Source organism: Lysobacter yangpyeongensis (assembly GCF_042655745.1).
Taxonomy (GTDB): domain Bacteria; phylum Pseudomonadota; class Gammaproteobacteria; order Xanthomonadales; family Xanthomonadaceae; genus Agrilutibacter; species Agrilutibacter yangpyeongensis.
The window spans coordinates 1147656-1170162 of the sequence record NZ_JBHSNM010000001.1 but is presented as its reverse complement, the minus strand read 5'-3'; the positions used below and the strand labels follow the sequence as shown (position 1 = coordinate 1170162).

General features: G+C 66.9%; 22 protein-coding genes and 4 tRNA genes. 16 read left to right on the top strand and 10 right to left on the bottom strand.

All coding sequences use genetic code 11. The features are described from left to right. Positions 1 to 33: 33 nt before the first annotated feature. From pgsA to ACFPN1_RS04905, 6 genes are all read left to right on the top strand, one after another. Complete coding sequence (gene pgsA, locus ACFPN1_RS04930; RefSeq protein WP_386753464.1) at positions 34 to 627, top strand: CDP-diacylglycerol--glycerol-3-phosphate 3-phosphatidyltransferase; 594 nt, start codon at positions 34 to 36, stop codon at positions 625 to 627. A 91-nt stretch (positions 628 to 718) separates the two neighbouring features. Continuing rightward, positions 719 to 794, top strand: a tRNA-Gly gene (locus tag ACFPN1_RS04925). Between the two features lie 113 nt (positions 795 to 907). Next, positions 908 to 981 (top strand) — tRNA-Cys (locus tag ACFPN1_RS04920). Positions 982 to 1041: 60 nt separating this feature from the next. Beyond that, a tRNA-Leu gene (locus tag ACFPN1_RS04915) sits at positions 1042 to 1128 on the top strand. Positions 1129 to 1184: 56 nt separating this feature from the next. Beyond that, on the top strand, positions 1185 to 2465 hold the full coding sequence (locus ACFPN1_RS04910) for a nucleotide sugar dehydrogenase (RefSeq protein ID WP_386753462.1): 1281 nt from the start codon (positions 1185 to 1187) through the stop codon (positions 2463 to 2465). 15 nt (positions 2466 to 2480) lie between these two features. Continuing rightward, complete coding sequence (locus tag ACFPN1_RS04905) at positions 2481 to 4103, top strand: FMN-binding glutamate synthase family protein (protein ID WP_386753460.1); 1623 nt, start codon at positions 2481 to 2483, stop codon at positions 4101 to 4103. Positions 4104 to 4109: 6 nt separating this feature from the next. On the opposite strand, the gene arsC is transcribed toward ACFPN1_RS04905, so the two are convergent. From arsC to ACFPN1_RS04880, 5 genes are all read right to left on the bottom strand, one after another. Then, positions 4110 to 4463 carry an arsenate reductase (glutaredoxin) gene (arsC, locus tag ACFPN1_RS04900; protein WP_386753458.1) on the bottom strand — a complete coding sequence of 118 codons (354 nt, stop codon included), beginning with the start codon at positions 4461 to 4463 and terminating at the stop codon, positions 4110 to 4112. 94 nt (positions 4464 to 4557) lie between these two features. Then, positions 4558 to 4632 (bottom strand) — tRNA-Val (locus tag ACFPN1_RS04895). A gap of 126 nt (positions 4633 to 4758) precedes the next feature. Beyond that, a complete protein-coding gene (locus tag ACFPN1_RS04890; protein ID WP_386753456.1) occupies positions 4759 to 5607 on the bottom strand; it encodes a hypothetical protein in 849 nt (282 codons plus the stop codon). A 121-nt stretch (positions 5608 to 5728) separates the two neighbouring features. Beyond that, positions 5729 to 6355: a TetR/AcrR family transcriptional regulator gene (locus ACFPN1_RS04885; protein WP_386753454.1), complete on the bottom strand. Its 627-nt coding sequence runs from the start codon at positions 6353 to 6355 to the stop codon at positions 5729 to 5731. A 22-nt stretch (positions 6356 to 6377) separates the two neighbouring features. Next, positions 6378 to 6635 (bottom strand): acyl-CoA-binding protein, encoded by a 258-nt coding sequence (locus tag ACFPN1_RS04880; RefSeq protein ID WP_386753452.1) that lies wholly within the window; start codon positions 6633 to 6635, stop codon positions 6378 to 6380. Between the two features lie 159 nt (positions 6636 to 6794). Here ACFPN1_RS04880 and ACFPN1_RS04875 point away from each other — a divergent pair, with 159 nt between their 5' ends. Beyond that, positions 6795 to 8786: an SDR family oxidoreductase gene (locus tag ACFPN1_RS04875; RefSeq protein ID WP_386753450.1), complete on the top strand. Its 1992-nt coding sequence runs from the start codon at positions 6795 to 6797 to the stop codon at positions 8784 to 8786. Positions 8787 to 9107: 321 nt separating this feature from the next. Here ACFPN1_RS04875 and ACFPN1_RS04870 read toward each other — a convergent pair whose 3' ends face one another. The 3 genes from ACFPN1_RS04870 to ACFPN1_RS04860 all read right to left on the bottom strand — a co-directional run bounded on the left by ACFPN1_RS04870 (position 9108) and on the right by ACFPN1_RS04860 (position 12112). Beyond that, positions 9108 to 10046 carry a restriction endonuclease gene (locus ACFPN1_RS04870; RefSeq protein ID WP_386753448.1) on the bottom strand — a complete coding sequence of 313 codons (939 nt, stop codon included), beginning with the start codon at positions 10044 to 10046 and terminating at the stop codon, positions 9108 to 9110. 175 nt (positions 10047 to 10221) lie between these two features. Next, positions 10222 to 10761, bottom strand: coding sequence for a phasin family protein (locus ACFPN1_RS04865; protein WP_386753446.1), 540 nt, complete (start codon positions 10759 to 10761; stop codon positions 10222 to 10224). An 88-nt stretch (positions 10762 to 10849) separates the two neighbouring features. Beyond that, positions 10850 to 12112 (bottom strand): patatin-like phospholipase family protein, encoded by a 1263-nt coding sequence (locus ACFPN1_RS04860; RefSeq protein ID WP_386753444.1) that lies wholly within the window; start codon positions 12110 to 12112, stop codon positions 10850 to 10852. A gap of 113 nt (positions 12113 to 12225) precedes the next feature. On the opposite strand from ACFPN1_RS04860, the gene ACFPN1_RS04855 reads away from it, so the two are divergent. After that, positions 12226 to 12951 (top strand): DUF8198 family protein, encoded by a 726-nt coding sequence (locus ACFPN1_RS04855; protein ID WP_386753443.1) that lies wholly within the window; start codon positions 12226 to 12228, stop codon positions 12949 to 12951. Positions 12952 to 12998: 47 nt separating this feature from the next. On the opposite strand, the gene ACFPN1_RS04850 is transcribed toward ACFPN1_RS04855, so the two are convergent. Beyond that, on the bottom strand, positions 12999 to 14783 hold the full coding sequence (locus tag ACFPN1_RS04850) for a M14 family zinc carboxypeptidase (protein WP_386753441.1): 1785 nt from the start codon (positions 14781 to 14783) through the stop codon (positions 12999 to 13001). 161 nt (positions 14784 to 14944) lie between these two features. Here ACFPN1_RS04850 and ACFPN1_RS04845 point away from each other — a divergent pair, with 161 nt between their 5' ends. The 3 genes from ACFPN1_RS04845 (at position 14945) to ACFPN1_RS04835 (ending at position 17869) form a co-directional block, all read left to right on the top strand. After that, entirely contained in the window at positions 14945 to 15577 is a 633-nt protein-coding gene (locus tag ACFPN1_RS04845; RefSeq protein ID WP_386753440.1) for a glutathione S-transferase family protein, read from the top strand. 102 nt (positions 15578 to 15679) lie between these two features. Continuing rightward, positions 15680 to 17239, top strand: coding sequence for a POT-type proton-dependent oligopeptide transporter (locus ACFPN1_RS04840; protein WP_386753438.1), 1560 nt, complete (start codon positions 15680 to 15682; stop codon positions 17237 to 17239). Positions 17240 to 17266: 27 nt separating this feature from the next. After that, a complete protein-coding gene (locus tag ACFPN1_RS04835; RefSeq protein ID WP_386753436.1) occupies positions 17267 to 17869 on the top strand; it encodes a rhomboid family intramembrane serine protease in 603 nt (200 codons plus the stop codon). Between the two features lie 19 nt (positions 17870 to 17888). Here ACFPN1_RS04835 and ACFPN1_RS04830 read toward each other — a convergent pair whose 3' ends face one another. Beyond that, entirely contained in the window at positions 17889 to 18086 is a 198-nt protein-coding gene (locus ACFPN1_RS04830) for a hypothetical protein (protein WP_386753435.1), read from the bottom strand. A 336-nt stretch (positions 18087 to 18422) separates the two neighbouring features. Between ACFPN1_RS04830 and ACFPN1_RS04825 the strand changes: the two genes are divergently transcribed. The 5 genes from ACFPN1_RS04825 (at position 18423) to cfa (ending at position 22431) form a co-directional block, all read left to right on the top strand. Next, the gene (locus tag ACFPN1_RS04825) at positions 18423 to 19199 is read left to right on the top strand and encodes a hypothetical protein (RefSeq protein WP_386753434.1); all 777 of its coding nucleotides are present in this window, start codon (positions 18423 to 18425) and stop codon (positions 19197 to 19199) included. Positions 19200 to 19250: 51 nt separating this feature from the next. Next, on the top strand, positions 19251 to 19529 hold the full coding sequence (locus tag ACFPN1_RS04820) for a GNAT family N-acetyltransferase (protein WP_386753433.1): 279 nt from the start codon (positions 19251 to 19253) through the stop codon (positions 19527 to 19529). 60 nt (positions 19530 to 19589) lie between these two features. Further along, entirely contained in the window at positions 19590 to 20303 is a 714-nt protein-coding gene (gene rluF, locus ACFPN1_RS04815; protein WP_386753432.1) for a 23S rRNA pseudouridine(2604) synthase RluF, read from the top strand. A gap of 109 nt (positions 20304 to 20412) precedes the next feature. Then, the gene (locus ACFPN1_RS04810; protein WP_386753431.1) at positions 20413 to 21255 is read left to right on the top strand and encodes a DUF3298 and DUF4163 domain-containing protein; all 843 of its coding nucleotides are present in this window, start codon (positions 20413 to 20415) and stop codon (positions 21253 to 21255) included. Between the two features lie 30 nt (positions 21256 to 21285). Beyond that, positions 21286 to 22431 carry a cyclopropane fatty acyl phospholipid synthase gene (cfa, locus tag ACFPN1_RS04805; protein ID WP_386753430.1) on the top strand — a complete coding sequence of 382 codons (1146 nt, stop codon included), beginning with the start codon at positions 21286 to 21288 and terminating at the stop codon, positions 22429 to 22431. Positions 22432 to 22507: the final 76 nt, after the last annotated feature.

Genomic DNA, 22507 nt, shown 5'->3' with positions numbered 1-22507 from the left:
AAACTCCCCCCAGGCCCGAACCCGTACGTCCTGATGAAGTTGACCGTACCGACCATCCTGACCCTGCTGCGGATCCTGCTGATTCCGGTACTGGTCCTGGTGTTCTATCTCCCCTACAACTGGACGAATTTCGCGGCCGCGTTCGTGTTCATCCTCGCCTCCGTGACCGACTGGCTGGACGGCTGGATCGCGCGCGCCTACAACCAGTCGTCGGCCTTCGGCGCGTTCCTGGATCCGGTGGCGGACAAGCTGATGGTCGCGGTCGCGCTGCTCCTGATCGTGCAGAAGCATCCGACGCCGTGGATGGCGTTGTGGGCGGCGGTGATCGTCGGGCGTGAGATCGCCGTCTCCGCGCTGCGCGAGTGGATGGCCGAGCTGGGCCAGCGCGCCCGGGTCAAGGTCGCCACGATCGGCAAGATCAAGACCATCGTGCAGATGGTGGCGTTGACCTTCCTGCTCTATTTCGAGCCGCTGCGCTTCGAACTGCCCGGACGCACCCTGGTGGTGCCGGTGTTCACCATCGGCGACTGGATGCTGGCCGTCGCGGCACTGCTGACCTTGTGGTCCGGGCTCGCCTACCTGCGTGCCGCCTGGCCGACCTTGCGCGAGGACGCCCGCAATTCCTGACGTGTCCCCGGGGTGCGAACCATCGGAACGCCACAAAGCGGCGTTCAGGTGTTGACACTGCCGTTTCCATGCCTAAAATGGCGCTTCCTCTGCGGGAATAGCTCAGTTGGTAGAGCACGACCTTGCCAAGGTCGGGGTCGCGAGTTCGAGTCTCGTTTCCCGCTCCAGTTTCTACGAAGCCCCGTTCGCGGGGCTTCGTCTTTTCCGGTCCGGCAATACCGCGGTTTGCGAAACACCTGCGGTGTGCCAGAATCCGAAGCGTCGTTTCAAAGCGTCATCCGGCCGGGTGGCAGAGTGGTTATGCAGCGGACTGCAAATCCGCGTACGCCGGTTCAATTCCGACCTCGGCCTCCAGTTTCACGCGCAAAAGCCCGGCACTGCCGGGCTTTTTCGTACAGGTAAGCTTGTCTCCATGCCTGGGTGGCGAAACCGGTATACGCAGCGGACTTAAAATCCGCCGGGGGCAACCCCATGCGGGTTCGAGTCCCGCCCCAGGCACCACCGCACCGTGGCCGCGTCGTCGCTTCGGCTTGGCCGCATGAACCAGGGCAGGTCGAATGCTGGACATCCGCGATGCGCGCATTGCCGTTATCGGGCTGGGCTATGTGGGGCTTCCTCTCGCGATCGAATTCGGCAAGCGCTACGAGACGCTCGGCTACGACATCGACGCGCGGCGCGTGGCCAGCCTGCGCGAAGGACGGGACGAAAACCACGAAAGCAGCCGCGACGAGATCGCTTCGGCGGAGCGCCTCCGTTTCAGTGCCGACGCCGCCGACCTTGCCGCGTGCAATGTCTACGTGGTCACCGTGCCTACGCCGGTGGACCTGCACAAGCGTCCCGATTTCACGCCGCTCATCGAGGCCAGCCGGCTGATCGGTACCGTCCTGCGCCACGGCGACACGGTGATCTACGAATCCACCGTATATCCGGGCGCGACCGAGGAAATCTGCGTGCCGCAGCTGGAGTCAGCGTCGGGGCTGCGCTTCAACGTCGATTTTTTCGTCGGCTACAGTCCCGAGCGCATCAATCCGGGCGATCGCCGGCGCCGCCTCGTCGACATCCCCAAGGTAACTTCCGGGTCCACGCCGGAAGTCGCGGATTTCGTCGATGCGCTCTATCGCAGCATCATCCCTGCCGGAACACACAAGACGTCGAGCCTGCGTGTGGCCGAAGCGGCCAAGGTCATCGAGAACACCCAGCGTGACGCCAACATCGCCTTCATCAACGAGTTCGCGCTGATCTGCCAGCGGATCGGATTGGACACCACCGAAGTCCTGGAGGCGGCGGGCACGAAATGGAATTTCCTGCCCTTCCGTCCCGGCCTTGTGGGCGGCCACTGCATCGGCGTCGATCCGTACTACCTGATCCAGAAGGCACAGGAGGCGGGCTACTATCCGGACATCCTGCTCGCCTGCCGCAGGATCAACGATGCGATGGGCGGCCACGTGGCCAATGAAGTGATCAAGTTGATGATCCAGCGCGACATTGCTGTAGCGGGGGCGCGCATCCTGATCCTGGGCATGGCCTTCAAGGAGAATTGCTCCGACCTGCGCAATACGCGTGTCGTGGAACTGGCCCGGCGGTTCGGGGAATACCGTGCGCATGTCGACATCCATGATCCGTGGGTCGATCCCGCGGTGGCCAGGCACGAGTACGGCGTCGACCTGCTGTCATCCGAGCCGGAGACCGGCCGGTACGATGCGATCGTGCTCGCGGTCGCGCACCATGAGTACCGTAAGCTGGGTGCAGACGGCGCGCGCCGCTATGGACGCCCCGGCGCGCTGCTGTACGACATCAAGAGCCTTTACCCGCGGGAGCAGGTCGACGCCAGGCTCTGACCGAGGAGGGACGCCATGCGCTACGCCGTCTACATAGCCTGCCTGCTGCTCACTGCACTGACGCTGGCGCTGGCAGTGCTGTATTCCGGGGCGTGGTGGATCGGCGTGGCGATCTTCGGCGCGCTGTCCCTGCTAGGAACCGTCGACCTGCTGCAGAAGCGCAGCACCCTGCGGCGCAACTATCCGCTGCTTGCGCATTTCCGCTACGGTCTGGAATCCATCGGGCCGGAAATGCGCCAGTACTTCATCGAATCCGACACCGCGGAAACGCCGTTTTCGCGCCAGCAGCGCGCGCTGGTGTACCAGCGCTCCAAGTCGGTCATGGACACGCGACCGTTCGGCACGCTGCAGGACGTCTACGGCGTCGACTACGAATGGATCAATCATTCGCTGGTCCCGACGCATCCGGGTTCGTTCGATTTCCGCTTCCTGATCGGCGAGAACAGCGCCGAGCCGTATTCGGCCAGCGTGTTCAACATTTCGGCGATGAGCTTCGGTTCCCTGTCGGCGAATGCGATCCGCGCCCTCAACCGCGGCGCGAAGCTGGGCAACTTCTACCACGACACCGGCGAAGGCTCGATTTCGCCCTATCACCGCGAGAACGGCGGCGACCTGGTGTGGGAGATCGGCTCGGGTTATTTCGGATGTCGCGACTCGAAGGGGAATTTCGATCTCGACCGCTTCATCGCCGCCGCGCGCGATCCGCAGGTCAGGATGATCGAGATCAAGCTGTCGCAGGGCGCGAAGCCCGGACACGGCGGCGTGCTGCCGGCCGCGAAGGTCAGCGCCGAGATCTCGGTGACGCGGGGCGTGCCCATGGGCATCGACTGCGTGTCGCCGTCCCAGCACAGCGCCTTCGACACGCCGGTGGGCCTGCTGCAGTTCGTCGCCCGCCTGCGCGAAGCCAGCGGCGGCAAGCCGACGGGATTCAAGCTGGCGATCGGGCATCCGTGGGAATGGTTCGGCATCGCCAAGGCGATGCGCGAGACGGGCCTGCTGCCCGACTTCATCGTCGTCGACGGTGCCGAGGGCGGCACGGGCGCCGCGCCCGCGGAATTCATCGACCACGTCGGCGTGCCCATGCACGAAGCGCTGATGCTCGTGCACAACACCCTGGTCGGGCTCAACCTGCGCGGCAGCATCCGCATCGGCGCAGCGGGGCGCATCACCAGCGCGTTCGACATCGCGCGCACCATGGCCCTGGGGGCCGACTGGTGCAATGCCGCGCGCGGGTTCATGTTCGCACTCGGCTGTATCCAGTCGCTCAGTTGCCACACCGACCGCTGCCCCACCGGCGTTGCGACGCAGGATCCCACGCGCTGGCATCACCTCGACGTGCCGGACAAGGCGACGCGCGTGTTCCATTTCCACCAGAACACGCTGAAGGCGCTGCGGGACCTGCTCGCGGCCGCCGGCCTGGAACACCCGGGCCAGCTCGGGCCGGAACACATCCTGCGGCGCGTATCACCGATCGAAGTGCGCTCCCTGGCCGCGCTGTACCACTTCCTCGAGCCCGGCGAGCTGCTGCTGCGCGTGCCCGATCACGCCGTCTTCAAGGCGTTCTGGGCGGAAGCGCGCAGCGACAGCTTCGCTCCGCCCGACCGGGTGCGGCGGATGCGCATCAGCAAATCGCTGTAAGCCTGCTCAGAGCAGGGCGAGGACCTGTTCGGGCGGGCGGCCGATCACCGCGCGGCCGTTGTGCACGAAGATCGGGCGCTCGATCAGGCGCGGATGCGACGCCATCGCCGCGATCAGCGCGTCCTCGGACAGCGAGGGATCGGCGAGTCCGAGGGCGGCGTATTCGTCTTCGCCGGTGCGCAGCAGGCTGCGGGCGGGGATCCCGAGCAACCGCAGCAATGCCCGCAGCTCGTCGGCGGTCGGCGGCGTGTCGAGATAGGCGACGACGTGCGGCTCGATGCCGCGTTCGTGCAGCAGTTCCAGTGCGCCGCGCGACTTGGAGCAACGCGGGTTGTGGTACAGGCGGGTGTCGTCGTGCATCGCGGGCTCCTGGCTGGACCGGCCTCCAGACGCAGAAAAGCCGGCTTGCGCCGGCTTTTCATGCATCCTGCCCTGAAGCCGGCAGTGATCGAAGTGGTGGGCGGTGCAGGGTTCGAACCTGCGACCCTTGCCGTGTGAAGGCAATGCTCTACCGCTGAGCTAACCGCCCGTGGCGGCGCTCGAAAGCGACGCTGGGCCGCGCATTTTAGGGGCATCGCCGTCCGGGATCAACCGGGCCGGCGCCGGAAATCGCAATTGCCGGATCCGTTGGCCGCGACGACCGCGCCGGACGGACTTATTCGATCTGTTCCCGCGCGTAGGCGGCATCCAGTGCCTCCATCGCATCGAGGGGCTTGGCCTTGGCGGCCTTCTCGTAGGCGGCCGCGGCCTCGTCTTCCTTCCTGTCGCCGTAGAGCAGCATCAGGACGTTGCCGTGCTCGATATGCGCGATCGGCGAGGCCGGGGTCAGCTTGAGCGCGGTCTTGATGTGCTTCTCCGCCTCCGCCGGCTTGGCGCCATAGGTCATGCCGCCGATCAGCGCGCCGATCTTGTTGACGATCTCGGCGTGATACACCGCCATCGCGGTGTGGGCTTCGGCGTGTTTGGGCGCCAGTTCGAGCGTGGTGTCCAGGGCGGTGTGGACCCGCGTGGCAATGCCTTCCTTCAATGCCTTCACGATCGACAGGCCCTGGCTGTAACGGCCCAGCGCGAAGGCGAGCCGGTAATGGCTGTTGGCTTCGTCCGGCAATGCCTTGACCGCCGCCTCGGCGAGCTTGGCCGCCTGCTCGAAACGCTTCAGCTTTTCGGCGTCGCCGGCGACCAGGTGGGTCGCGTGGATGCCGATCGCCTTGACCGCCACCGACGCGCCGATCGGGCCGAGCTTTTCGCCCGCATCGAAGGCCGTCTTGAAATCACCGCGATGGAAGGCGCGCCAGGCTTCCTGCAGCGCCGCCGCCAGCGCCTCGGCATCCAGCTTCGGTGCCGCCTTGCCGGCAGCCTTCATCAGGGAAGCGGCGTGCTTCGCATCCGGGAATGGCTCGCAGTCGCCCGCATGCAGCTGCGGCCAGGCCTTCTTCAGCGCGTCGCCGGCGTAGGCGAAGCCCTTGGCATCGAGTGGAAATGCAGCCCATTTGGCGGCGGCCATGGCGAACTCCTGGAGATGTGCGGTGGGTATTCGTGTGTCGCCGGCGGACCGCGCGGATCCGCCGGCCAGATCGCGTCTCGTACGACTTTCGCATCTGTCGGGATCGGTCCCGGCCCAAGCGTCAGTCGATGTAGGCCCGCGTGAGGTTGTTGAGATGCAGGCGCTCGGCATCGCGCAGGAACGGCGCCAGCAGCATCATCACCTGCACGATGCCCGCACGGATCGCCTGGTGCTCGTCCTTGTCCCCGCGCGCTGCGGCGTAGTTGAGCCAGAAGGTGGCGATCACGAGCACGTTGGTCGCGGTCGCGGCCAGTTCCGCGCTGGAGGCGCGCATCACGCCGCCCTGCGAAAGCCCACGCATCACCGCATGCGCCTGTTCGTCGGCACGCTTGAGGATGCGGGCAAACCGCAGGCGCAACCGGCGGTTGCGGCTGAGGATCTCGACCAGGTCGCGGTAGAGGAAGCGGTAGTCCCAGATCGCTTCGAATACCAGGTGCAGCTGCAGCCAGATGTCCTCGAGGCCGGGCAGGCGGCCTTCGGGCGCGGCCAGCGCAGCGTCCATGCGCTCCTCGAAGCGCGCGAACAGCTGCTCGATGATGTCGTCCTTGTTGCGGAAGTGGTAGTACAGGTTGCCGGGGCTGATCTCCAGCTCGTCGGCGATGTGGTTCGTGGTGACGTTGGGTTCGCCCTGCGCGTTGAACATGGCCAGGCTGGCATCGAGGATGCGCTGGCGGGTCTGCCGTGCCATTCGATCGCGAACCCTGCCGCGCTCAGCCGCGCAGCTTCTTGACCAGGTCGACGTACTTCTTCATCGCGTCGTCCTGGCTGGTGCCCTTGAGCTTGGCCCACGCCTCGTACTTGGCGGTTCCCACGAAATCGAAGAAGCCCGGCTTCGGTCCGGACACGTCGCCTTCCGATCCCTGCTTGAACAGTGCGTACAACCGCAGCAGCGTGTCGTTGTCGGGGCGCTCGGCCAGCGAGTGGACGTCCTTCGCGGCCTGCTCGAACTGGGTCTTGAGGTCGGCCATGGCGGCAGCTCCGTGCAGGTGAGGCGGCATCACAGCATGGGCCTATTGCATGGTCAATACGCCGGGGCATTGTCGGCCGGGGCGGCCTCTGGCAACGTTAGGGCAAGGCCGGCTTCGCAGTGCATTCCACCACGCCGGTGATCTCGGGAGAGCAGGGGCATGAGCTACTTCGTCACCGGCGCCACCGGCTTCGTCGGCCGGTATCTGGTCAGCAGGTTGCTGGAACGCAAGGGCACGGTGCACGTGCTGGTGCGCAAGGATTCGCAGAAGAAGTTCGACGCCATCGCGAAGAAGATGGGCTGGGATCCCAAGCGCGTGGTGGTCGTGCACGGCGACATGACCGCCGTGAAGTGCGGCGTCAGCGCGGCGCAGCTCAAGTCGCTCACGGGGAAGGTCAAGCACTTCTTCCATCTGGCCGCCATTTACGATCTCACCGCGGACGCCGCCTCGCAGCGCAGCGCCAACATCGACGGGACCCGCAACGCGCTCGATCTCGCCGCGGCGATCGGCGCGGGCTGCTTCCACCACACCAGCTCGATCGCAGCCGCCGGCCTGTACCCGGGCGTGTTCCGCGAGGACATGTTCGACGAGGCCGAGGGCCTGGACGATCCCTACCTCGCCACCAAGCACGAATCCGAAGGGCTCGTGCGCAAGGAAAAGCGGATCAAGTGGCGCATCTACCGCCCGGGCATGGTGGTCGGCCATTCGCAGACCGGCGAGATCGACAAGATCGACGGGCCGTACTACTTCTTCACCCTGATCAAGAAGCTGCGCGAGATGCTGCCGCAGTGGATGCCGACGCTGGGCATCGAGGGCGGCCGCATCAACATCGTGCCGGTCGATTACGTGGTCAATGCAATGGACCACATCGCGCACAAGCCGAAGCTCGATGGCCATTGCTTCCACCTGACCGACCCGGAACCCATGCGCGTCGGCGAAGTCCTCAACTGCTTCGCCAGGGCCGGACATGCGCCGGAGATGACCATGCGCATCGACGCGCGCATGTTCGCCTTCGTGCCGAGCGGCATCCGCGCCGCCGTCGGCAACCTGCCGCCGGTGAGGCGCTTCGTCGGCATGCTGCTGCGCGATTTCAAGATTCCGAAGGAAACGCTCAAGTTCATCACCTATCCCACGCGCTTCGACAACCGCGAGGCCGAACGCGCGCTGCGCGGCAGCGGCATCAGCGTGCCGCCGCTGGAAAGCTACGCATGGCGGCTGTGGGATTACTGGGAGCGGCACCTCGATCCGGACCTCTTCGTCGATCGGTCGCTGAAGGGCAAGGTCAAGGGCAAGGTCGTGGTGATTACCGGCGGGTCGTCCGGCATCGGTCTCTCCACTGCCCAGCGGGTGGCCGAAGCCGGCGCGATCACGATCATCGTGGCGCGCGGGCAGGAGGAACTGTTCAAGGCGCGCGACGAGATGAAGAAGGCGGGCGGCAAGGTGTTTGCCTATACCGCCGACCTGTCCGACATGGCCGATTGCGACCGGCTGATCGCCACGGTGCTGAAGGAACACGGGCACGTGGACGTGCTGATCAACAACGCGGGTCGCTCCATCCGTCGCTCGATCGAGCTGAGTTACGACCGCTTCCACGACTTCGAGCGTACGATGCAGCTGAACTACTTCGGCAGCCTGCGCCTGATCATGGGCTTCATGCCGAGCATGACCCACCGCCGCCGCGGCCACATCATCAACATCTCCTCGATCGGCGTCCTGGCCAATTCGCCGCGCTTCTCCGCCTACGTGGCATCGAAGGCGGCGCTGGACGCATTCAGTCGCTGCGCGCAGGGCGAACTGTCCGGCAAGGGCATCAGCTTCACCACGATCAACATGCCTCTGGTGAAGACGCCGATGATCGCGCCGACCAAGATGTACGAGAGCGTGCCGACGCTGACGCCGGAAGAAGCAGCGGACCTGGTCGTGAAGGGCATCATCGAGCGCCCCAGCCGGATCGCTACCCGCCTGGGCATCTTCGCGTCGGTGATCAATGCCGTGGCGCCGAAGGCCTATGAAGTCGTGATGAGCACGGCCTTCGAGCTCTTCCCGGATTCGGCTGCGGCCAAGGGCGACAAGGCGGCGCTGCGTGGCGAGTCGCAACCCAGCAATGAACAGATCGCGTTCGCCGCCCTGATGCGAGGGGTGCATTGGTAGAAAAATCCGCGCCTACAAGCCGCCCTATCGGCGGCTTGTGCGGATTTTTCTGGCGCGGCATGGATGCCGCGCGGCAGTGCGCCATGGATGGCACTCCGACGCGCTTCAGCGAAGCGGGAGCCCTATCGGCGGCTTGTGCGGATTTTTCTGGCGCGGCATGGATGCCGCGCGGCAATGCGCCATGAGGGAACTCCGAAATCATTGAACGAAGCTACCTGTCGGCAGTACGTGCGCTGCATTTTTTGGCGCGACATGGCTGCCGACAAGAAAGCAAAAACGCGGCATTCAAGCCGCGTTTTTTCATTTCGCCAGCGAATTTCGCTAGTACGTCGAACACTGCAGGAACCGCGCCGGCCGCGTCGCGCCGGCCGGCGGCTGGAGATGCAGACGCGAGGTTCGCAACGTCTCGTACTTGTTCATGATGTCGCAAATGCCGCTCACCGGATCGGCGGCCTCATCGGTGAGGTAGACCAGCAAGGTGGAACGCGTGCTCCACATTGCGCGCTCCACTCCAGGCAGCGTCGTCACCATGCGGATCACGTCGTCGCGTTGTTCATCCTCGCTCGTCGGTGCGGCAGCAGCGACCGTAGGGTTTCCGGCAGCCGGTGCCGCATCGCTCGCACCGGATGCGGGTGGCGAGGGAGTGACGGCCATGGTGTCGACCGGTTCGCCCCGCGGAGCGACCAGCGCCGTCACCAGGCCGAGCGTCAGTGCGGCCGCGCAGGCGATCGTTGCCTGGCGCATGGCCGCATTCCGGGCCTTGGCGGAGAGTTCATCCCGCACGCCCGGCGACAGTTGCGCATGCACGATCGGCCACAGGGTGCTGCCATCGAACAGTTCGACGCGGCCGACAGCCGCCCTGCGCGCCTCGGCATCGACTTCACCCAGCGTGGCCACCACGCCGCCGGCGGCGCCATGGAAGCGGACCGCATCGGTCATGTCCGCGACCATGGTTTCGGTGATGCGGTAGTTCAGGCCGTGTTTGCACGCGAGCAACCATTCGCGGTTGTCGCGACGGAGATGAAGCACCGAATCCTGGCCGCGCTCGGCGGTGTCTTCGGCCGCTTCGGGTTTGAAACCCCGGCTGCGCAGGCCGTCGACCACGAGCTTCGAGAATTCACGCCAGCGCATGGCTGCGAGCAGTCGCAGGCCTTCATCGCGTTCGGATCGGGGACGCAGTACGAGCCAGATCCATGCCGTGGCCGCGCCGCCCAGGATCACGGTCACCGCAAACGCGAGCAGAAGCGATGAAGCCGACATGGTGTCCTTCCGAAAATGCCGAGGCGAGACTATACGTCAGGCCCTCGAGCGCGAGAACGTGAAAGACGTCAGCGGATGGAAAAGAAACCCGCCAGTCCGGATCGCAAGGGGAGGGGAGCTGCGCTAGGGGACTGGCGGGCTGAAAACTGCGAAACGATCGCCGAGAGATGGGCGGTCAGGCGGCCGGCGTGGAGCGGGTCTTGCGAGCCGCGGTCTTTTTGGCCGCCCTGGTGGTGGCCGCCGGCTTGCCACTCTTGCGCAGTTCGGCGGTGAGCGTGTCCACCTTGCGGGTGAGTTCGGCGAGGTCGTCGCGTCCCGGGACGCCGAGTTTGGTCAACGCGCGCTGCACGCGGTCCTCGAAAACCTTTTCCAGCCGGTCCCAGGTATCGGTCGCGCGTTCGCGCGCCTGGCCGACCTTGTTTTCGACCGCGCCGCGCATCGCATCGGCCTGACCACCGGCGAAGCGGAGGGCGTTCTTTTCGAGCTTGAGGCCTTCTTTGATCAGCGCCTCGAACAGCTTGGTGCCTTCGGTCTGCGCGCGGCCGAAGGCGCCGACGCCCGCCAGCCACACCTGTTGGGCCGTTTCGCTCAGGGTCTTCGACAACTGTTCCGCCTGCGGCGTGCGGGACTTCGTGGATGCGCTCCTGGCGGAGGTGCCCCTGGTGGACGCGCTGGAGCGGGTGGTCTTCTTAGCGGTCTTCTTGAACTTGGCCATGAGGGCGATCCAGACGGTGGCGGATGGCCGCAAGATCGCGAGCTTGTCTAGAGCTTTCACACCAAGCCGAGGTGCGGCGATGCCGTGCTCAGTGCATCCGGCGGGGTGCGATCAACGCATCGACATCGTCGAGCGCCCGGTGCAGGCGCGCCGTCGTTTCGGTGCGGCGCGGTCGCGGGGCAAGGCCGTCGAGGATGGAGCGGCCGGCATCGCCAACCACCTCATCGCGCACGCGCAAGCCATGCGCGTCCAGCATCGGTGTCAGCGTATCCGCGCGCGAACGCAGGTCGGCCATCACGTTGCGATAGGCGATCTCCGCGATCCGCTGGCGGTTGGCGAAGCTGAAGGCATTGGTGAAGAACAGTTCGCTGTCCTGCGCATTCGGCTCGAAGATCAACTGATCGATGTCCGGGAACTGTTGCCGATGCTTGACCAGGCCGATCTGCATGCGCGACTGCAGCAGGGTGCGGAAGGTCTGCGACAGCACGGCCGGCAATCCGCCGGCGGCGAGGCGGCCGGGGCTGGTGGCCGCGACGCCGCTGTCGACGCCGGAATTGAACGCCACCAGCGGATTGACGCCCAGCATGAGGTCGATGCCGCGCTCGAGCACCACCGAGGCATGCATGGTCCGACGCAGGGCGCCGTCGACGAAGTGGCGGCCACGCACTTCGACCGGCGGGTACAGGCCGGGCAGGGCGGCGCTGGCCTGGATCGCCTGCGAGATCGGCACGTCCTCCCATTGCCCCGCGCCGAACCGCACGGCCTCGCCGCTGTCGAGGTCGACGGCGATGACGAACAGGCGCGAATCGAGTTCGCGGAAATCGTTGCTGCGTCCGCGGCGGGTGAAGACGTCGCGCAGGAAACGCTCGACTTCCGTGTTGTCGAACAGCCCGGTGGGCACCAGGCCGCCGAAGCGCGTGAGGAAGTCCGGCCAGCGCAGCTCACCGCGTGCCAGCAGGCCGGGTGAAAACAGCAGCTCGTGCCACCAGTCCGCCGCCAGTCGCGGCAGTGCGGCCGCGCGCCGCATGTACTCGAAAAAGGCCGGTCGCATGAACGCTTCGGGCCGGAAGTGGACATCGTCGCTGTCGCCGGTGAGGAAGATGCGGCACAGCTCTTCCGTTCCGATCCGGTTGGCCAGGCCGGCCGCCAGGAACGCGCCGCTGCTGACGCCCACGTAGCAGTCCAGGCGCGACAGGTCGAGGCCTTCGATTGCTTCGTCGAGGGCGCGCAGGGCGCCGAGTTCGTACATTCCGCCGATCGGGCCGCCGCCGGCGACGGCAAGGCCGATGCGCGGGGGCGTGGTGGCGGAAGCTTTGCGCGCCCTCTGGCGGGCGGTATGGAAGGACAGCATGCGCACGGGTACGGACAGGTTGGCCCGAGTGTAGCCGACCGCCCCCAGGCCGGGCGGGACGCACGCCGCGGATACGGTTGCCTCGATCGCGCCGTGTCCGGATGATCGCGGCGATGTCACGCACCCGCGACCTCTCCCAACGCCTGGGTTGCCTGCTGGCCCGCCATCAGGCCGTGCACGATCCGGCACGCGAACCGCGCAACCGGTTGCGATGGCTGCCCGAGCTGCGGCGTTGGCAGGCCGGGCGGCTGGAAGCCAGCTTCGACCGATTCCTGCGCGATCCGCGCCGGCGTCCGGCGGCGCAGTTCTTCCTCAGCGACGTCTACAACGACCGCGATTTCAGCCGGCGCGATGCCGACATCGCCCGCGTCCTGCCGATGATGCAGCGCCTGCTGCCATCGACGCTGCTGACGACCTTGTCGGACGCGATCGAACTGGGCCTGCTCACGCATGCCTTCGACCTGCGCCTGGCGAGCGTGCTGCAGTCGGCTGCACCGCGGCGTCGGCAGCTCGATGCAACGCTCTATGCGCAGGTCTATCGCAATGCCGGCCTGCCCCGGCTGCGCAACCATCAGATCGACCTGATCGCGCGCGTCGGCACCGGTCTGGCCGGCGCGTTGCGCACGCCTGGCATCGCCACGCTGCTGAAGCTGTCGCGCGGTCCCGCACGGGCAGCCGGGCTCGCCGAACTGCAGGGCTTCCTCGAGCGCGGCTTCTCCGCCTTTGTCCAACTCGGTGATGCGCGCGAGTTCATCGGCGAGATCGAACTGGACGAACGCGAGACATCGCGACGCCTGTTCGCCGGCGATCCCGATCCCTTCCGCGGGCGTATCGCCTAGCGCCGAAGCCGTCGCGGAGCGTCGGCGCTGCTAGTGTCGCGAGCGGGTCACGGCGCGCGATCCACGCGCAGCACCGGATACACGTTGTAGGCCTGATCCCAGGACGGATGCAGGCGTGCGAAAAACTCCAGGCGCGCCGCCGGATCCTTCGCGAACTCCGCATCGTCCTTCAGCCGCTGCTCGAATTTCGCCTTCAGCGCCGGATCCTTCGCCAGCATGGCGCGCGCCACTTCCTCGGCGACATAGTCCTCCATGTATTCCTTGCGCTCGAAGGCCGTGTTGAATTCGCCCCAGGCAATCAGCGAGTCCGCCGACTGCGGCTCGAACATCGTCATCACCAGCCGCGCCTTGGGCTGCGCGATCGGCACGAACAGGGCGCCGGCAGCGAGGTCGCGGTGTTCGCGTTTCCACGCGCCCGTGGCTTCCAGCGTCTGGTGGCCTTCGAAGGATTGCGCCGCGAACCTGGTCTTGTCGGCATGGAACGACTCGACCTCGAGCCCGGCGAACGCGTCATCGAGGCGGCGGAATTCGATGCCGTGCTGTTGCAGCTTCGCCGCGATCCGGGCGGCGTGGGCCGCCGGCACCACGTAACCTGCGCCGGGCGCCGCGACGACGTGACCCGGCACGATCTCGTCGCGGAGCGGAACGTTCCAGACCTGCGGCGTGTTCTCGTCGTAGTACGTCATCAGCGCCCCGGAAATCTCCGAGGGCGTGCGCGTGTAGGCGTAACCGAGGTAGGCGATGGTGCGCGCCTTGTCCGTGGCCTTGTAGTCGAGTGCGACCTGCTGTCCGCCGAGCTTCGCTGCGCGCGCGTCGGCTTCGTGCTCGCGTTGCAGCCACTCGCTGCCGTGGGCGGCGATCAGATCCGCGGCGGCCAGGACGGTGTCGTGGGTGATGCGGACGCGCGTGGGATAGTCCTTCCACGAATGCGTTTCCACCAGCATTCCCAGGCGGTTGCGCTGCGAGAAGTAACTCTGCGAGAAGCGGGGCGGGGCGACGCCATGCTCGAAGCCGGAGGCCGGATTGTCATTCTCCACGAACGAGGGATAGAACGGCAGCGGCAGTGATCCGCGTTTCTTCAGCCGTGCGATCACGCCGTCGCGCCAGGCCTTGCCGACCGCGCGCAGCGGTTGGTCGCCGCCTTCCGTCGGCTCGACCATGATCGAAACGTCGTGCTGGAACTTCGCGCCGTCGGTGACGTGCAGGTCCATCATCGCCAGCGGGTCCCATTCGTTGGCCAGGCGCAGCATCGCCTGCATCTCGGGCGCATCGGCCTTCACGTAGTCGCGATTGAGGTTGTAGTTCTGCGCGGTGGTGCGCCAGCCCATTTCCTCGGGGCCGCGCTGGTTGGGGCGGTTCCAGGCGGCGAAACGTTCGTGCCCGTCGACGTTGAAAACCGGCACGAACAGCAGCACCAGCCGGTTGAGTGGATTGTCCTTGCGCCGGTCGTCCAGCAGTTCGCGCAGCAACAAGAAGCCGGCGTCCTTCCCGTCGATTTCGCCGGCATGGATGCCGCCCTGCACCAGCAGTACCGGCAGTCCGGCTTCGCGCGCGTCCTGCGCCTGCAAGCGGCCCATCAGGCTGACGGCGAGCGCCTTCATCGGCCGGCCCTCCGGCGTGGTGCCGAAGTCGAAGCAGCGCACCGCGGCGGGATAACGCTGCTGGAAGGCATCGCACAGTGCGATCACCTCGTCGTAGCGCCCCGTCTTCACGAAGCCGCTGCGTTCGGACACGGTGCTCAGGTCCGGTGCGGCCGCCTGCGCGGCAGCGGCGAAGCCGAGGGCCAGGAGTGCGGCGGCGAGCGGCCGGAAGATCGGGAGGTCGTGGCGCATGCTTCGGATCCGGTCTGGGAAAAGTCGAATGGTAACGGCGCGCGGGTAACGGCCGCGGCCCCCGCGCCTGCGAAGACGCGGGCTGTTGCCAGCGTTGTGTCAGCGGGCAGGGGAGCCGCGTTGCGTGCGATCATCGGCCCCCTTCCATCAGGAGTCGACGCATGTACTCGCTCTACTACTCCCCCGGCGCCGCGAGCATGGTGGTGCATTGGCTCCTGATCGAACTTGGCGTGCCGCACGAACTGCGCCTGGTCGACACGGCGGCGGGGCAGCAGAAATCGCCGGAATACCTCGCGCTCAATCCGAATGGCGTGGTGCCGACGCTGGTCGACGACGGCGTGCCGCGCTTCGAATGCAGCGCGCTGACGATGCTGCTGGCGGAGCGGTATCCGCAGACGGGGCTCGCGCCCGCGGCGGAGAGTCCGCTGCGCGCGCAGTATCTGCAGTGGATGTTCCACCTTGCCAATGCAGTCCAGCCGCTGTTCCGGCAGTGGTGGTATCCGCACGAACCGGCCGGCGCGGCGAACGAGTCGCTGGTGCGCGAATCCGTCCGGCCGCGCATCGAAGCGGCCTGGGACCGGCTCGACGCGCACCTGGGCGCGCATGGTCCCTACCTGCTGGGCGATCACGTCAGCGCCGCGGACTTCTACCTCACGATGCTGATGCGCTGGTCGCGCAACATGCCGCAGCCGGCCACGACCTGGCCGCACCTGGCGGCGCTGGCGCAACGGATGCGGGCGCGGCCGTCGTTCGCGACGCTGTACGAGCGCGAAGGCCTCACCGAATGGGCCTGAAGTCCTGAACGGACGCTCCGGGGACAACCGGGCCGACGGGCAGTGTTACCCTGCCGGCGGCCCGCGGCGCGGGTCTCCGTTCCCGTCCAACGCCCGTACTGCATGACTGCCCCCATCGAAACCGCCACCGGCAAGCTGCCGCGACAGATCCCCTACATCATCGGCAACGAAGCCTGCGAGCGCTTCGGTTTCTATGGGATGCGCAACATCCTGACACCGTTCCTGGTGTCGTCGCTGCTGCTGTACATCGCCTCGCAGGCCGAGCGCGAGCACATGGCGAAGGACGTTTTCCACACCTTCGTCATCGGCGTGTACTTCTTCCCGCTGCTCGGCGGCTGGATCTCCGACCGCTTCTTCGGCAAGTACAACACCATCCTGTGGCTGTCGCTGGTGTACGTGCTGGGCTTCGTGTGCCTGTCGCTGTTCGTGCACAACCCCACGGGCTTCTACACCGGCATGTTCCTGATCGCGCTGGGATCGGGCGGGATCAAGCCGCTGGTCTCGGCCTTCGTCGGGGACCAGTTCGACCAGAGCAACAAGGCCAGGGCCAAGGTCGTCTACGACGCCTTCTACTGGACGATCAACTTCGGCAGCTTCTTCGCCTCGCTGCTGATGCCCATCTTCCTGCGCGGGTATGGCCCGGCCGTCGCCTTCGGCATTCCCGGTGCGCTGATGTTCCTGGCCGTGGTGATCTTCTGGGCCGGTCGCCGCCGCTACATCCACGTGCCGGCGGCGCCGCCGAATCCGGATTCCTTCCTCAACGTCGTGCGCACGGCGCTGCTCGCGAAGGCGCCGGGGCAGGGCCGGAACGGGCTGTGGATCGCCCTGCTCGGCGTGCTCCTGGCGATCGCCGCGCTGGGGCTGTGGCTGGCCGGTTCGCTCGAGTTCGTGCCCGCGTTCTGCCTTGCGCTGGTGCTGCTGATGGCGTTCGGCGGCGTCGGCGCTTCGCTGCAGCTCGAGCGTGCCCGCGGCGCCCATCCCGACATCGCGGTCGACGGCGTGCGCGCGGTGCTGCGCATCCTGATCGTGTTCGCGCTGGTGACGCCGTTCTGGTCGCTGTTCGACCAGAAGGCATCGACCTGGGTGATCCAGGGCGAACTGATGACCAAGCCGCACTGGTTCCAGGCCGCGCAGATGCAGGCCCTGAATCCGGCGCTGGTGATGCTGATCATCCCGTTCAACAACCTGGTGCTGTACCCGCTGCTGCGGCGTATCGGCATCGAGCCGACGCCGCTGCGGCGGATGGGCTCGGGCATCGCGTTTGCGGCGGTGGCGTGGATCGTTGCCGGCAGCCTGCAGTTGGCCATCGACGGCGGCAGTCCGGTGTCGATCGTGTGGCAGGTGCTTCCGTATGCGCTGCTGACGATGGGCGAGGTGCTCGTGTCGGCCACCGGCTTGGAGTTCGCCTACAGCCAGGCACCGTCGTCCATGAAGGGGACGATCATGAGCTTCTGGATGCTCTCGGTAACCATCGGCAACCTCTGGGTGCTGCTCAGCAATGCCGCCGTCCGCAACGAGGGCGTCACCTCGCGCATCGCGCAGACCGGCCTGAGCGAGACCGCGTTCCTGATGTTCTTCTTCGCGGGATTCGCGATGCTCGCGGCACTGGCCTTCGCCTGGTACGCGCGGCGCTACCCCATGCAGGATCATTACCGCGCCTGACGCGGCCTATCCGGAAACGACCGAGTAATGCTGACCCTTCTGCTGATTGCCGTAACCGTCGTGGTGTCGTGGCTGGCCTTCGAGCGCCCGTCGCTGCTGCAGCGCCTGATCCTGTGGCCGCCGGCCATCGACCGGAACCGGCAGTTCGACCGCCTGCTGACCCACGGCTTCATCCATGCCGACTGGTCGCACCTGATCTTCAACATGATCACGCTGTTCTTCTTCGGACGCGTGGTCGAAGCCGTGATGTCGCGCTACATCGGCCCGATCGGTTTCCTGCTGTTCTATCTGTCGGCGATTGTGGTCGCGATCCTGCCGACCTACATGCAGCATCGCCACGACGCGCGCTACAGCAGCCTGGGCGCGTCGGGTGGCGTGTCGGCGGTGCTGTTCGCGTCGATCCTGCTCGATCCGTGGATGTGGATCCTCGCGCCGCTGCCGGTGCCGGGCTTCCTCTACGGCATAGGCTACGTCGCGTATTCGTTCTGGAAGGACCGGCAGGGCGGCGGCAACGTGAACCACAGCGCGCACCTGTCCGGGGCGGCGTACGGCGTGATGTTCATGCTGCTGATGGAGCCCGGCGTGCTGCCGCACTTCATCCGGAGCCTGCAGAGCCCGCGGATGTTCTGAGCAGGGCTGGCGCCGTGTTTCAGGCGGCGTATCGGATCCGCGGCGAGGATCCCGGTTCGGCGGCACCGTAGGTGGCGAACAGCCTGGCCTGGATGGTGGCGTCGATCGCGGCCAGTTCGTCCGCGTGCTCCGCGGGCCGGTCGGCGAGCTCGAAATAGCGGTGCATCAGCGCTTCGTCGCTGAAGTGCTCGTAGGAGCCGAGGTTGGCGTGTGACATGGCGTTTTCCCCTGAGGCATAGGATGCGAAGCAGCTTCCATGCCAGTCGCAGGCGGGGGTGGCCCCGTTTCCGGGTGACGCCCGGTGTCGCCTGCAAGCGAACCAACGCAGCCGGGTGACGCGGGCGGTCAAACCGTCGCTCACCCGATGTGAATGCCGCGCGTGCTATCCGATGCCGCATACGGCGCAGCCAGCGCCGCGTGCGCCCATCGACCACGGAGGCGAGCAATGGCAACCCGCAAGACCAGCGGAACTGCCCGCAAGGCGGTGAAGAAGGCGGCATCCCGCAAGACCACGGGACGCAAGGCGCCGGCCAGGAAGGCGGCGAAGAAGACCGTGAAGAAGGCGGCGAAGAAGGCCGCTTCGAAGCGCGCCGCCCGGAAAACCCCGGCCAGAACCGCCGCGAAGAGCGTGAAGAAGGTCGCGAAGAAGACCGCAAAGAAGGCCGTCAGGAAAGCGGCGAAGAAGGCCCCGGCCCGCAAGGCTGCCTCCACGGCGCCGCGCAAGGCCGCAGGCAAGGTCGCGAAGAAGGCCGTCAAGACGACAAAGGCGACCAGGACGACCCAGGCGACGAAGGCGCCCAGGAAGGCCGCCCCGGCGCGCAGGACCACCGCCAGCCAGTCGGGCGGGACTGCCGTACGCAACGCCGTCCAAGCCAGGGCCGTCGGCGCGGCCGGCATCACGCCGGCGGAGAAGGCGCAGCGCCGCCGCGCGGCGCGTACCGACGCCCGTGCGACGATCGAACCCGCGGACGGCGTCACGACCAACTTCGCCACCGCCCGCTCGGCGACGCCGCGCGATTCCGACCGCGGGACCTCGCGTACCCGCCAACCGCACCGCATCACACCGGAAGAGGCCCTAGCGAACACCCGCGAACTCCTGGAGGCAAAGCACGCACGCGACCGTGAACCGCCGCCGTGGCGCCAGTTCGACGCGGACCATGGCCAGCCCGCCTCGCAGCAGGCCACGCCCGCCCGCGATGCAGGGCAGGCCGCCGAGGCCGACGCGCACGCCGAGGAACTGCACGAAGCCGAAAGCCGCCTCGACGCGATCCACGGCAGCGTGAGCGAGCAGGACCGGCACCAGCAGGGGCGTCGCGATGCAGGGGAATAAACTGTCGCTTCCCCTCCGACGCTCCCCCAACGGGCCCGCTCCCTGAACGCCATGCAGTCGTACGAAATCCACCATGACCCCGTCGCCCGCCGCTTCACCACCGTCGTCGAAGGCGTCGAGGCCGAAGTCACCTACCACTACGACGGCGACATCCTGGTGATCAACCACACCGGCGTTCCCCGCCCGATCGAAGGGCGGGGCATCGCCTCCGAACTGGTGCGCGCCGCGTTCGAATTCGCGCGCGGCGCAGGCATCCGGGTCCGCCCGGCCTGTTCGTACGCGGCGGTGTGGGTGCAGCGGCACAAGCAATACGCGGACCTGCTGGCCTAGACGGGTCGGTCCGGCGGAGCGGACGGCGTATCATTCCCCGCCGCTCCAGCCGCCACCTCCATGCGTCTCAACAAGCACATCAGCGATACCGGCTACTGCTCGCGTCGCGAAGCCGACCGCCTGATCGCCGAAGGACGCGTCACCGTCAACGGACTGCGCGCGCGTGTCGGCGCCGAGGTGGGCGAGGGCGACCAGGTCCTCGTCGACGGCCAGAAGCTGCAGGTCCGCACGGTTGCGAAAGGCCAGCGACGGCATGTCTACATCGCCCTGAACAAGCCGGTCGGCATCACTTCGACCACCGAATCCTCGGTCAAGGACAACATCGTCGACTTCGTCGGCCACGAGAAGCGCATCTTCCCGATCGGGCGCCTCGACAAGGACTCCGAGGGCCTGATCCTGCTCACCAGCAACGGCGACATCGTCAACGAGATCCTGCGTGCCGAGAACAAGCTGGAGAAGGAATACCTCGTCGCGGTGAATCATCCGGTGACCGACGAATTCCTGCGCGGCATGAGTCGCGGCGTCCCCGTGCACGGCCAGATCACGCTGCCCTGCAAGACCGGCAAGCTGGGCAAGTTCGGCTTCCGCATCGTGCTGGTGCAGGGGCTCAACCGGCAGATCCGCCTGATGGCGGCGCACTTCGGCTTCCGCGTGAAGCAGCTGCTGCGCGTGCGCATCGGCAACGTCAAGCTCGGCCACCTCAAGCCGGGCCAGTGGCGCAACCTCACCGATGCGGAACTGCGCGGGTTGCTGCCCCAGCGCACGGAGTGGTGAGGCGGCGGTGAGCCCGCGCGCGATGCCGGTTCCTGCGGCGTTCCGCGTCAACGTGAATACGGAAATCACGTTTTCGGCGATACTGTCGCGGGATCACAAGGACTTGCCCATGCGCATGAATTCCACGCGCGTTTCGTTCGCGATGGCGATGTTCGTCGCCGCCGCGCTGGCCGGCTGCCGGCGGGAGCAGCCCGCGCAGCCCTCGGCGCCGGCGCCCGCGAGTTCCACGGCACCCGCGCCTGCGACGCAGGCCGCGACCGCAGCCACGCCGCTGCAGGACGTCACCGAACACACCGCCGACTACGTGATCGGCATCAGCTATCCGCCGATCGCGAACGAATATCCGGCGCTCGCCGCCGAGTTGCGCGCCTATGCGGACAATGCGCGCCGCGAACTCCTGGAGGCGGCGAAGGGACGCGAGAAGGGCGAAGGCAGCGCGCCCTACGAACTGGTCCTGCCGTTCACCGAGCTGCATGTGTCGCCGACGCTGGTCGCGGTCGGGGTGGACGGCAGCAGTTACACCGGTGGTGCCCACGGCGCCCCGTTGATCGCCCGCTGGGTCTGGCTGCCGAAACAGAACCGGCTGCTGCGCGCCAGCGATCTCGTCGCCGACGCGAAGGGATGGGCCGCGATCTCGGCCCTGGTGCGCGAACAGCTGCACACCGCGCTGTCGCAGCGCATCGATGCCGACGCCTTGCCCGCGGCCGAGCGCGTGGAAGTGCTCAAGAGCGCCAGCCGCATGATCGAGGACGGCACCGAGCCCGATCCGGAACATTTCAGCCAGTTCGAGCCCATCGTCGGCGGCGACGGGCGCATCCGCGCGCTGCGCTTCGTGTTCGCGCCGTATCAGGTGGGGCCGTATTCGGACGGCACGCAGACGGTGGAAGTCCCGTCCGCGTTGCTGCTTCCCTACATCGCTCCTGCATACCGGAGTCTGTTCGAAGGCGGGTAATGCCATGCACGCAGGCCACGTGAGCTGATCATGTCCGCGACGTCGTCGTCCCCGACCGCAACGCGGATCCAGCCTTTCCGGCAGCGGCTGGAACGGCTGCTGGCGCTGGCCGACGTGCGCATCGACGGCGACCGCGACTGGGACCTGCGGATGCACGATCCGCGCCTGCCCACGCGGCTGCTGGCGCAGGGATCGCTCGGCCTGGGCGAGTCGTACATGGACGGCTGGTGGGATGCGCGTTCGCTCGACGGGCTGCTGTACCGCCTGCTGGATGCGCGCATCGACGAACGCGTGCGCGGTTTTGCCGCCGTCCTGGATGGCCTGCGAGCGCAACTGTTCAACCTGCAATCGCGCAGCCGCAGCTTCGTCGTCGGCGAGCGCCACTACGACCTGGGCAACGACCTGTATGCCGCCATGCTCGGCGAACGCCTGGTCTACAGCTGCGGTTACTGGCGCCATGCGCACACGCTGGATGAAGCGCAGGAAGCCAAGCTCGACCTGGTGTGCCGCAAGCTCGGGCTGAAGCCGGGCATGCGCGTGCTCGACATCGGCTGCGGCTGGGGCGAAGCGCTGAAGTTCGCGGCCGAACGCTACGGCGTCAGCGGCGTGGGGGTGACGGTCTCCGGCGAGCAGGCCGCGTTCGCGCGCAGCCTCTGCGCCGGCCTGCCCATCGAAATCCGCGTGCAGGATTACCGGGAACTCGACGAACGATTCGATCGCATCTTCTCGATCGGCATGTTCGAGCACGTCGGCGTGAAGAACTACCGCCGCTACTTCGATGTCGCGCGGAAGTGCCTGGCGGACGACGGCCTGTTCCTGCTGCACAGCATCGGCAACAACGTGTCGCAGCGGCATACCGATCCGTGGATCGCGCGCTACATCTTCCCCAATTCGATGCTGCCGTCGGCGGCGCAGATCGCGCGCGCCGTCGAAGGCCTGTTCGTGATCGAGGACTGGCACGGCTTCGGCCCGGACTACGACCGCACCCTGCAGGCGTGGCGCGCCAACATCGAAGCGGCCTGGCAGGACCTGCCCGCATACGACGAGCGTTTCCGCCGGATGTGGCGCTTCTATCTGTCGGGCTCGATGGCCAGCTTCCGCGCGCGGCGCATCCAGCTCTGGCAAGCGGTGTTGTCGCCACGCGGATTGCGCGGCGGCTACGACGCGCCGCGTTGATCAATCCGCGGGGTGATCGGGATCCGTAGCCCGGGCGCAGCGCACCCGGGAGCCGTTGCCATCGCGGGTGCACCTG

Excerpts from the sequence above, each read along its gene's own strand:
- pgsA (WP_386753464.1), top strand. The coding sequence starts at position 34 with ATGAAGTTGACCGTACCGACCATCCTGACCCTGCTGCGGATCCTGCTG.
- ACFPN1_RS04910 (WP_386753462.1), top strand. The coding sequence starts at position 1,185 with ATGCTGGACATCCGCGATGCGCGCATTGCCGTTATCGGGCTGGGCTAT.
- ACFPN1_RS04905 (WP_386753460.1), top strand. The coding sequence starts at position 2,481 with ATGCGCTACGCCGTCTACATAGCCTGCCTGCTGCTCACTGCACTGACG.
- arsC (WP_386753458.1), bottom strand. The coding sequence starts at position 4,463 with ATGCACGACGACACCCGCCTGTACCACAACCCGCGTTGCTCCAAGTCG.
- ACFPN1_RS04890 (WP_386753456.1), bottom strand. The coding sequence starts at position 5,607 with ATGGCCGCCGCCAAATGGGCTGCATTTCCACTCGATGCCAAGGGCTTC.
- ACFPN1_RS04885 (WP_386753454.1), bottom strand. The coding sequence starts at position 6,355 with ATGGCACGGCAGACCCGCCAGCGCATCCTCGATGCCAGCCTGGCCATG.
- ACFPN1_RS04880 (WP_386753452.1), bottom strand. The coding sequence starts at position 6,635 with ATGGCCGACCTCAAGACCCAGTTCGAGCAGGCCGCGAAGGACGTCCAC.
- ACFPN1_RS04875 (WP_386753450.1), top strand. The coding sequence starts at position 6,795 with ATGAGCTACTTCGTCACCGGCGCCACCGGCTTCGTCGGCCGGTATCTG.
- ACFPN1_RS04870 (WP_386753448.1), bottom strand. The coding sequence starts at position 10,046 with ATGTCGGCTTCATCGCTTCTGCTCGCGTTTGCGGTGACCGTGATCCTG.
- ACFPN1_RS04865 (WP_386753446.1), bottom strand. The coding sequence starts at position 10,761 with ATGGCCAAGTTCAAGAAGACCGCTAAGAAGACCACCCGCTCCAGCGCG.
- ACFPN1_RS04860 (WP_386753444.1), bottom strand. The coding sequence starts at position 12,112 with ATGCTGTCCTTCCATACCGCCCGCCAGAGGGCGCGCAAAGCTTCCGCC.
- ACFPN1_RS04855 (WP_386753443.1), top strand. The coding sequence starts at position 12,226 with ATGTCACGCACCCGCGACCTCTCCCAACGCCTGGGTTGCCTGCTGGCC.
- ACFPN1_RS04850 (WP_386753441.1), bottom strand. The coding sequence starts at position 14,783 with ATGCGCCACGACCTCCCGATCTTCCGGCCGCTCGCCGCCGCACTCCTG.
- ACFPN1_RS04845 (WP_386753440.1), top strand. The coding sequence starts at position 14,945 with ATGTACTCGCTCTACTACTCCCCCGGCGCCGCGAGCATGGTGGTGCAT.
- ACFPN1_RS04840 (WP_386753438.1), top strand. The coding sequence starts at position 15,680 with ATGACTGCCCCCATCGAAACCGCCACCGGCAAGCTGCCGCGACAGATC.
- ACFPN1_RS04835 (WP_386753436.1), top strand. The coding sequence starts at position 17,267 with ATGCTGACCCTTCTGCTGATTGCCGTAACCGTCGTGGTGTCGTGGCTG.
- ACFPN1_RS04830 (WP_386753435.1), bottom strand. The coding sequence starts at position 18,086 with ATGTCACACGCCAACCTCGGCTCCTACGAGCACTTCAGCGACGAAGCG.
- ACFPN1_RS04820 (WP_386753433.1), top strand. The coding sequence starts at position 19,251 with ATGCAGTCGTACGAAATCCACCATGACCCCGTCGCCCGCCGCTTCACC.
- rluF (WP_386753432.1), top strand. The coding sequence starts at position 19,590 with ATGCGTCTCAACAAGCACATCAGCGATACCGGCTACTGCTCGCGTCGC.
- ACFPN1_RS04810 (WP_386753431.1), top strand. The coding sequence starts at position 20,413 with ATGCGCATGAATTCCACGCGCGTTTCGTTCGCGATGGCGATGTTCGTC.
- cfa (WP_386753430.1), top strand. The coding sequence starts at position 21,286 with ATGTCCGCGACGTCGTCGTCCCCGACCGCAACGCGGATCCAGCCTTTC.